7 protein-coding genes are annotated in these 9,762 nt (G+C 47.7%); 4 read left to right on the plus strand and 3 right to left on the minus strand.

The annotated features are described in order from the left end of the window. Nucleotides 1–382 precede the first annotated feature (382 nt). Both EJV45_RS02545 and EJV45_RS02550 read left to right on the plus strand, forming a co-directional pair. Nucleotides 383–1,369, plus strand: coding sequence for a Gfo/Idh/MocA family protein (locus EJV45_RS02545; protein WP_129714074.1), 987 nt, complete (start codon nt 383–385; stop codon nt 1,367–1,369). 28 nt (nt 1,370–1,397) lie between these two features. Beyond that, on the plus strand, nt 1,398–2,969 hold the full coding sequence (locus tag EJV45_RS02550; RefSeq protein ID WP_129714075.1) for a YgcG family protein: 1,572 nt from the start codon (nt 1,398–1,400) through the stop codon (nt 2,967–2,969). A gap of 16 nt (nt 2,970–2,985) precedes the next feature. Here EJV45_RS02550 and EJV45_RS02555 read toward each other — a convergent pair whose 3' ends face one another. The 3 genes from EJV45_RS02555 to EJV45_RS02565 all read right to left on the minus strand — a co-directional run bounded on the left by EJV45_RS02555 (nt 2,986) and on the right by EJV45_RS02565 (nt 6,190). Then, on the minus strand, nt 2,986–3,915 hold the full coding sequence (locus EJV45_RS02555) for a TIM barrel protein (protein ID WP_129714076.1): 930 nt from the start codon (nt 3,913–3,915) through the stop codon (nt 2,986–2,988). A gap of 96 nt (nt 3,916–4,011) precedes the next feature. Continuing rightward, the gene (locus EJV45_RS02560; RefSeq protein WP_129714077.1) at nt 4,012–4,866 is read right to left on the minus strand and encodes an HD domain-containing protein; all 855 of its coding nucleotides are present in this window, start codon (nt 4,864–4,866) and stop codon (nt 4,012–4,014) included. Between the two features lie 79 nt (nt 4,867–4,945). Then, nucleotides 4,946–6,190: a sodium:proton antiporter gene (locus tag EJV45_RS02565; RefSeq protein WP_129714078.1), complete on the minus strand. Its 1,245-nt coding sequence runs from the start codon at nt 6,188–6,190 to the stop codon at nt 4,946–4,948. A 132-nt stretch (nt 6,191–6,322) separates the two neighbouring features. Here EJV45_RS02565 and rnr point away from each other — a divergent pair, with 132 nt between their 5' ends. Then, nucleotides 6,323–8,458 (plus strand): ribonuclease R, encoded by a 2,136-nt coding sequence (rnr, locus tag EJV45_RS02570; protein ID WP_129714079.1) that lies wholly within the window; start codon nt 6,323–6,325, stop codon nt 8,456–8,458. 3 nt (nt 8,459–8,461) lie between these two features. Continuing rightward, complete coding sequence (locus EJV45_RS02575) at nt 8,462–9,421, plus strand: polyprenyl synthetase family protein (protein WP_129714080.1); 960 nt, start codon at nt 8,462–8,464, stop codon at nt 9,419–9,421. Nucleotides 9,422–9,762 lie beyond the last annotated feature (341 nt).

The following is a 9,762-nucleotide window of genomic DNA, read 5'->3' on the forward strand; positions in this document are numbered from 1 at the left end:
GATCGCAACGTGCCTAACCGCCGAATACTGTTAGGGAATAAGACATACATTAAACAGAAGCCCTGTAATCTAAAGACTACAGGGCTTTTGTCGTTTTCCTACATGGATTCGAACCACGATCTTCAGAGCCAGAATCTGACGTGTTACCCTTGCACCATAGGAAAAGCTGTAACGGCAAAACACATTTCGCAATGCCGTTTATTCAGCAAAAATAAATTTTTTCGGTTTTTCCGTCAAGCAGACTCAGACCGCGTTTATCAAGTTCTTTCCCAAACAAATTGATAATTAACAAGATATTTTTTTCAAAATCAGCATCCGTTTGTCCAAACGGCTTACGTTAACCGACCTGAAATTCGTTTCTTAGTGGCAAAAGCATAGAAACATGAAACAAATCAACTGGGGAATGATCGGCGCCGGCGATGTAACAGAGGTAAAAAGCGGGCCCGCTTTTAGCAAGATACCTGGTTCCCGTCTTGTTGCAGTCATGCGCCGCGACCCTGCTAAGGTTGCCGATTACGCACGCCGGCATGACGTATCGCGCTCATATACGAGTGCTGACGAACTGATCAATGACCCCGGTGTAAATGCCATCTATATTGCCACACCACCCGACACCCATGAACAATATACCCTCGCTGCCCTTGCGGCCGGCAAGCCTGTTTATGTTGAAAAACCTATGGCTCTGCATGCACAAAGTGCCCGCCGCATGCAACAGGCCGCCGAACAGGCAGGTGTTAAACTTGCGGTCGCGCATTACCGCAGGGAACAACCTTATTTCAGGAAGATCAAGGAACTGCTCGACTCTGGATCTATCGGCAGCCCCCTCCTTGCGTCGTTGCAGTTTCATCAGCGCCCGCTCCCGGCTGAAGCCCTCCGGCAGCCAAAAATGCAATGGCGACTGAACCCTTCGCTTTCTGGTGGTGGTCTCTTTCATGACCTTGCCCCCCACCAGCTTGATCTGATGTTATACTTTTTTGGTGATGTACAACGACAGGCAGGTCTGGCCTGCAACCAGGGCGAAGCCTATGAGGCTGATGATGCGGTATCCGGACAGTTACAATTCAGCAACAATGTACTTTTTACGGGCAGCTGGATCTTCAACGCAGCTTCTGAAACAGATCGCTGTGTCATCACCGGAACATCAGGAAAGCTGGATTTTTCGGTTTTCAGCCAGGAGCCGGTCAGCCTCCACACCGGATCGGGAACGGAAACCTTCAGTTTTCCCTCACTGGAACACGTTCAGCAGCCCATGATTGAAGCCGTTGTTGCCTACTTCCGCAGCGAGCGTGAAAATCCCTGCCCGGCTGACGCGGGTGTAGCGGTTCTCGATGCGATGGACAGTTTCACATGCAAACAAATTAACAGGTAGACCGTTATTTCCCGAGACCTTTTAATTTATGCACCTGTCAGACCTTCGCCCGGCGCTTGTGTTTCGTTTCTTACTGATTTTGCTTTTTCTGAACCTGATAGCCTGTTCAGAAAAGCAAGCTGAAGACCCGCTTAATCGGATACCCGATCCAAAAACGCTGAATGAGTCTTACGTAAGTAATCCCGACAACATCTTGTCTGCGTCTGCCGTAGCCGGTCTCAATAGCCGCCTGTCGCCGCTTGACCAGGCAGGATTAGCCCATATTGACGTTGCAGTCGTCAAATCGGCCGGCGATATGATTCCAAAAGAAACCGCCCATGCGTTGTTTAGAAAATGGAAGATAGGTGATGCCGAAAAAGATAACGGACTACTGATTTTACTCGTTATCGACCAACGCAGGATCGAGTTTGAAACGGGTTATGGATTGGAAGGCCCACTGCCGGACGTGATTTGCAAACGCATACAGCAAAGGGATATGGTCCCTCTGCTTAAACAGGGCAAATATGACGAGGCAGTTACACGTGGCGTTGAAGCAGTGATCAATCAGGTTGAGAATGAGGGCAAGCCAGCTGCCACAGCAGATTCCACGCAGGCTGATACTGCCCTGCCGGTCGCGCCTCTTCCGCCTGCTTACGCTGTTCCCGAACCGCCCGCAGCTGACGATATGACCGCCATCCCTGCAGAGCCTCCCTATGAGGCCCGCGAACCCGCTTTTTTTTCACAGGATGCCGGGCTTGGGACGCTGGTTACCGGCAGCATTCTTTACCTGATCTTTGCCGGGCTGCTGCTGATCCGCATATCGGCGAACAATGCCGGGTCGGGAGGCTTATATAAAATCCTGATTTTCATACCGCTGATTTTTATCAACGTTACAATACTTTTTGGCGTGATACGCTGGAGCGTCTGGGCGGCGCTGCTGGCCTATTACCTGGCGCTGGCTATCTGCACAAATATTTACTTTTTAGTGATTACAGCTGGTATGCGAACTACCGCCGCCGACCGTCACGCCCGGTACATTTACCTGAACAGAAAAATTCACGGCCTTGACTGGACGGTATACATATTTCCGCTGCCCCTGTTAATTCTCCTGTGGCCGCTACTCAAAAACCGGTTAAGAAAATACAGACATGCGCCTTATATCTGCCGGCATTGCAGAAACTTAATGACGCGGATGGACGAAGAACAGGACGACACAGCACTCAATGCAGCTCAGCAAAAAGAAGAATCTTTATTGTCTGTAGACTATGATGTCTGGCAATGCGCACCCTGCGGCGAACGGCTTGTTTTGTCTTACGAGAATCTTGACAGCAAAGCAAAAACCTGCGATACCTGTAAAGCGAAAACCCTGCAGTTTAAAACCCGGAAAGTTGTTAAACGCGCTACAAAAAGTGCCGGTGGCTGGGGCTGGGCCACATATAGCTGTGCGAACTGCGGAGCAGAACAACAGGAAAAATTCACTATTGCGCGGATCCAGGAATCTTCAGGCAGCTCGTCATCTTCATCATCGTCGTCATCCTGGTCCTCCTCGGGTTCTTCGCGTTCCTCTTCTTCAAGCAGCGGCGGTTCGTCGGGCGGCGGCGGTGCAGGAAGCAGTTGGTAATGCAGACGGCATGTGACTATTTGTAACGATCGCGCATGCGTTCCAGGAGCGCTTTCGTTTTACGGATGCCCTCATCAGGAGACAGCCTTGAACCTTCGTATTCAATGCCGACAATCCCAGTCCAGCCAGAAGCCTTGATTATATCAAACATCTTTATGTAATCGATGGTGTTTTCATTTCCGGCCGCGTCAAAATCGAAACTTTTCGCACTTACCCCTTTTGCATACGGCATAAGTTCGCGTACGCCCTTGTACTTATCATATTCTTCCCGCTCATTGATTCTGAAGTTTCCAAAATCGGGAAGCGTTCCGCAGTACGAATTATTTACGCCTTTCATTACCGCAGCAAGCCATTGGCCATTAGAAGATATACCACCATGGTTTTCTACAATAACATTGATCTTATGACGCTTTCCATAATCAGACAGCATTCCTAACCCTTCAATGGCTGCGCTTTTTACTTCATCAGGCGTACCACGCCCCGCTGCATTTACACGGATCGTCCTGCAACCCAATGCCTGTGCTGCATCGATCCATTTGTAATGGTTTTCAACCGCCTTTTTTCGTTCCCCTTCGTTCGTATTGCCCAGGTCGCCTTCCCCGTCTATCATAATCAGGTGATTTGTTACGCCAAGGTCGTCCGTACGTTTTTTCAGTTCTTTCAGATAAGCAGCGTTTTGCTCCTGTTTCTGAAAGAAAGGACTCACATATTCAACAATGTCAATACCGAAGTCTTTCTTAGCTTTTTCCGGGAAATCGATATTTTTTAAACTCCCTGAGAACAACGCATGGTTTAGTGACCACTGTGCGAGCGAGATCTTAAAAAACTCTTTTTTTCCTGATGCCGCAAATGCATTAAACGGTAAAACGGTACTAAGTGCGAGACCGCCGCCGGCGAAGGCTGCACTACGGATAAAGTCTCTTCTGGATTTGGCAGATGGGTTCATATTTGTTTAGGTTCGATTGGTTATAAATGTAATCATTTCCGCAGAATGCGTCAATGTTAGATTTTTTAGACCAAATGTAGCCTGCTGCCCGCCAATCTAGATAAAAAGCGCCCGCAGAAATCTTTTTTTGATCTTGAACGAGTGCTCTTTTTTAAGAAAAGTCTGAAAGCCTTCCTGCCTGCGGATAGCTTGTATGGCCTCGCGGCCATCGACGGTGCTTCTTATTTTATTTAAAAGGTGCGTATCATCTTTCAGTAAGTCCGCCTCGGTCAGTTGTCCGTTATCTATAAATTGCCTGATCAGTACAGCCATTTTTTTATTCGCATACATATAAAGCGGATGCATAAAAAACCCGTTATTCAGACGGTCAAAGACCACATTAATCCAGTTTGCCTTCTGCTCATCTTCGACCATGATCCGTCCGTCATGAACAGTACAGCTTTTAAGAAATTCTCCGGCCTCGCCGCGACCGATGATACCAGCGTAAAGCGCATCCCTTAATGTATAATCCAGTCTGTCTGCACAGAGGTTTGGAAGCGGCTGTTCGAGAATAGAAAAGTCACCGCTTAGTTGCCGTTCAAGGCTGTATCCAAACTTTTCCAGAACGGCCGGTATCTCGGAGTCATGCAACACCTGCGCGAAAATTTTCTCATGATAGTCTTCCGATTCACGCTCAAATACATAGTCGGCTACATGCGAAAAAGCGGTGTGCGAAACGTCATGAAGTAACCCTGCTATCTGCTCTTCCTCAGAACCTCCCAGCATTCGGATCAGCAGTGCCACACCGATAGAATGTTCAAGGCGGGTATGGCGAACGTCCGGGTTGACAAGGAAAATAGCCCCGCTCTGATGAATACCACCCAGCCGCTTCAATGCCGCCGTTTCAAGCAGTTCTTTAAAAACCTGCGGAAGTTCAATACTTCCGTAGAGCAGATCATTTACTTTTATCATGGGCTAATCGTTAGGGCCAACAAAATTACTAAAATATTTAGCAATAATAACGCCGAGTTATTAACATCCCGGGAGCCGGTCAGTCCTCTTTGGGAAGCACCTTGTTGGCCAGTCTTTTAATTGTCAGCCCCTGAACAACAATGGAAAATACCACCACAAAATAGGTAATTGATATAAGCAGCCCTTTGTATGGGCCTTCGTCCATAGATAACGCGAGCGCGATCGAGACACCGCCGCGCAGTCCGCCCCACACAAGGATTTTGATGGTGCCCGAATCAAATTTCGTTTTGAAGGGAACCAGTTTGGCCGGGATCCAGATCGACACAAACCTGGAAAACAGCACCACTACGATCCCAGCCAGGCCGACCAGCCAGTACGACCAGATATTTGGTATGATCAGCAGTTCAAAGCCAATAAACAGGAACAGGATCGCATTCAGTATTTCGTCTATAAGCTCCCAGAATTTATTCAGGTAATCTTGTGTAACTTCAGACATGGCCGTATTTTTTCCGTAATTGCCGATAACGAGTCCGGCTGCAACCATGGTAAGCGGCCCGCTGATATGAATGGCATGCGCAATCAGATAACCGCCCATTACGACAGACAGCGTAATGAGAACAGAGACCTTATAATCGTCAATCTTTCGCATGGCATTAGACGCGCCGAGTCCCAGCAGCGTGCCAAGCACAAAGCCGCCCACCGCTTCCTTTACCAGCAGCCAGCTCACATTGCCCACTGATAGATCCACTTCGCTCCCCTGAGCCAGCTGCAAAATGACCGCGAACACCACTACCGCCACACCATCATTAAACAGCGACTCGCCGGCAACCTTTGTTTCAAGTGCTTTGGGCACTTTTGCCTCCTTTAAAATACCTAGTACAGCAATTGGATCGGTCGGGGAAATGAGTGACCCGAACAGCAGGCAGTAGATAAACGGCACCTGCATACCAAGAAACGGAAACACATAATAAAAGATTGCTCCAACGGCCAGCGTCGAGATAATGACACTCACTGTTGAAAAGACCACCACCGGAAGACGCTGCTCCCGGAGGTCGACCAGATGAATATGGATTGCACCGGCAAAGAGCAGAAAGTTCAACATTGCGCCCATCAATACTTCAGTAAAGTCGACATCATTCAGCAAACCCGACAGGTGGCCCAGCGTTTTCGGGAAAATATTGCCTGTAACAACCAGGGTTATAGAAACAGCCATGGCGATGAGCATTACACCAATGGTAGATGGCAGCTTCAGATACCTGATATTCAGGTAAGCAAAGAACGAAGCGAGAACAATCAGGACAGAAAATGAGTAGTAGAGTTCCATAGAAAAATTATACAGGATCAGCAGTTAAACGAGGTTCCCGGTAGCCGGAAACGGGCAATATAACATATTCAGACGGGAAAACGGCCTGATTTTGGTACCAAAACCGTATCTTCGAAACATTCCGCACGACCTATGGCAAAGAAAAAATCCTCACATCTCAGACTGATCCTGCTTAAGCTGATTGGCGATGTGTTTGAAAAAAACAGCAATCAGCTTATGAACTACAAGCAGGTTTCTGCCAAGCTTAATCTGAACGATCAGGAATCGCGCGATACTATTTATGACATTCTTCGCGAAGAGACCGAGCGCGGCACGTTCATAGAACCGGAAAAAGGAAAGTTCAGACTAAAAGAGCTGAAAAACTTTATAACAGGAACTGTAGACATGACCGCAGATGGTTCTGCCTTTATCGTTCCTGATGATGAGTTTGAAAAAGACGTATTTGTTGCTCCCCGGAAACTAAAAAATGCTCTCCATGGCGATAAGGTCAAGGTTTACGTATTTGCAAAAAAAACCAGCGGACGCCGGAATGAGGGCGAAGTAATCGAAATTGTTCAGCGGGCCAAGATGGACTTTACCGGGGTGATTAAAATCTCCGAACGTTTCGCCTTTGTGATTGCAGATGACAAGAAAATGCTGCAGGACATCTTTGTTCCACTCGACGAGCTGAATGGTGCCAGAAACGGACAGCGTGTTCTGGTTGGTCTGACCGACTGGCCGGAGGGCGCAAAAAACCCCGTTGGCAGCGTTAAACATATTCTCGGCAATCCGGGCGAAAACGATACCGAAATGAACGCCATTCTTGCACAGTTTGGTTTCCCGCTATCATTTCCGGACCAGGTAGAAAAAGAATCGAAAGAAATAGATGAAGCTATACCCGACGGGGAGATAAAGAAACGCCGCGACTTCAGAAATATTTTGACCTTCACGATCGACCCGGCTGATGCCAAAGATTTTGATGACGCGATTTCCTACCAGAAACTGGAGAATGGCAACCATGAAATTGGGGTTCACATTGCCGATGTCTCGTACTACGTCCTTCCCGGCAGCGAACTGGATAAAGAAGCCTACAGCCGGGGTACCTCCGTTTACCTGGTAGACAGGGTCATCCCGATGCTGCCTGAGCGGCTCAGCAATGGCTTGTGCTCACTTCGGCCGAACGAAGACAAACTCTGTTTTGCCGCAGTCTTCGAACTTGATGACGATGCTAATATTGTGCAGGAGTGGTTTGGCCGTACCGTCATTCATTCCGCCCATCGTTTTAGTTATGAAGATGCTCAGGAAGTTATTGAAAACAAGTCTGGCACTTATGCTACCGAGCTCGAAACCTTAAACCGGCTGGCTTATAAACTTCGGGAACGTAAGTTCAAAAACGGGGCGATCAGTTTCGAAAGCACCGAAGTAAAATTTAAACTGGATGATGAGGGGAAGCCGCTTGGTGTATACGTAAAGGAGCGCAAAGATGCCCACAAGCTTATTGAAGACTACATGCTGCTTGCCAACAGGCGTGTTGCCGAATTTATTGGCAAAAAGCAGAAGGGAAAAAACAAACTTACATTCGTGTACCGCGTGCATGACTCCCCGAACATGGAAAACCTGACCGCCTTTGCCCAGTTTGCGGCAAGGTTTGGTTACAGGATCAGCACAAAGTCTGATAAGGAAATTGCCCGTTCGCTAAACCACCTTATGGAGGATGTGGAAGGCAAAAAGGAACAAAACGTGCTTACCTCTCTGGCTATCCGGTCGATGGCCAAAGCGATCTATACGACCAAAAAGACAAGTCATTACGGCCTGGCATTCGATTATTATACGCATTTCACTTCGCCTATCAGGCGGTATCCCGATGTCATGGCGCACCGGCTGCTTCAGCATTACCTTGACGGGGGCAAATCTGTCGATGCTGAAACTTACGAAGTGGCGTGTACACACTCCTCAGCAACAGAAAAACGCGCTGCCGATGCCGAGCGGGCCTCAGTAAAATACAAACAGGCAGAGTACCTCGAAAATAATATCGGCCAGGAATTTAAAGGCATCATTTCGGGTGTTACCGAATGGGGCATGTATGTCGAAATCGAGGAAAACAAATGCGAAGGAATGGTGCGGCTGCGCGAAATCAGCGATGATTTTTATGTGCTCGATGAAAAAAATTACTGCATTGTCGGACAAAGAAAAAAGAAAAAGTACCAGCTCGGAGACGAGGTGACCATAAAAGTGAAAAAGGTGGATCTGGGCAAAAGACAGATCGATTTTTCACTGGTACAGGATTAATTTATGTTACAAACCTATCAGGAAATCCTGAGCAAAGGGCTTCAGGAATACAAACTGCCCGATCATCCCCAAAACTTATATGCACCTGTACGTTATCTGCTTGACCTGGGCGGCAAACGTATACGACCCGTTCTCGTACTCATGGCGGCCGACCTTTTTGGCGGCGAACCGGAAAAGGCATTGCATGCAGCGCTTGCTATCGAAGTTTTTCACAATTTTACGCTGATTCATGACGATATCATGGACCAGGCGCCTATACGCCGCGGACAGCCGACGGTACACGAAAAATGGGACACCAACACCGCCATTCTGAGCGGTGATGTCATGATGGTCGAAGCTAATAAACACCTGACCAAAACCGAGGTTACTTACCTCAAACAGGTACTTGATGTGTTCAATGAAACCGCACAGGGTGTTTGTGAAGGTCAGCTCCTCGATATGGAATTTGAAAAACGTGATGACGTGTCCATTCCGGAATATATCGAAATGATCCGGCTGAAAACGGCAATTTTACTTGGCGGTGCATTGCAGATCGGAGCGATTATCGGCGGTGCGGATTTAAACGATGCGAAACTGATTTATGAGTTTGGAGTAAACCTCGGACTTGCCTTCCAGCTTCAGGACGATATACTTGATGTATATGGCGATCCGGAAAAGTTCGGAAAACAGATTGGTGGTGATATTCTTTCCGATAAAAAAACCTTTTTACTGCTCAAAGCATTCCAGTTGGCCGGTACGGCCCAAAGGGAAGAACTGCTAACGCTAATCGGCTCACAACAAGCGGACAAAGTAGCAGCGGTAACAAAAATCTATAACGATCTCGATGTGAGGGGTTTTGCCGAAACAGAGATGGACAATTTCAGCGAAAAAGCTTTTGCTGCGCTCCATGCCATCTCTGTCAGTGAAAACAGGAAAAACCACCTTCTTGAACTGGCAGAGAACATTCTGGCCAGAGAAAAATAAGCGGCCGAAGTCATGGCTGAAGCGCCATTCGTGATGCAGGACCGTTAGTCGAGGGATGAGTTATGGCGCTGTGAAGTTTTGAGTTATAGGTTTTACGTTTTAAGTTATAGGTACTAAGTTGTAAGTCTGGGCGCAGAGCCCCTCAATGGCCGCTAGCCGAACCACGAACCATGAATCATGAGTCAGTGTTGTCCGGTAAAAATTAACGTTTGTATTTTAACGGCATACCTGGCGTTTGAACAGAGTTTTTTGTTCTATTTCAATAAGTAAGCCCCCCTGTCAAGTTGCAAATAGCGTTTGTTGGTAGTCTGGTATGCCCTCATTATAACCTAAAAGGGCCT

The sequence above is a fragment of the Pedobacter sp. SYP-B3415 genome (genome assembly GCF_004138205.1).
Lineage (GTDB): Bacteria > Bacteroidota > Bacteroidia > Sphingobacteriales > Sphingobacteriaceae > Pedobacter.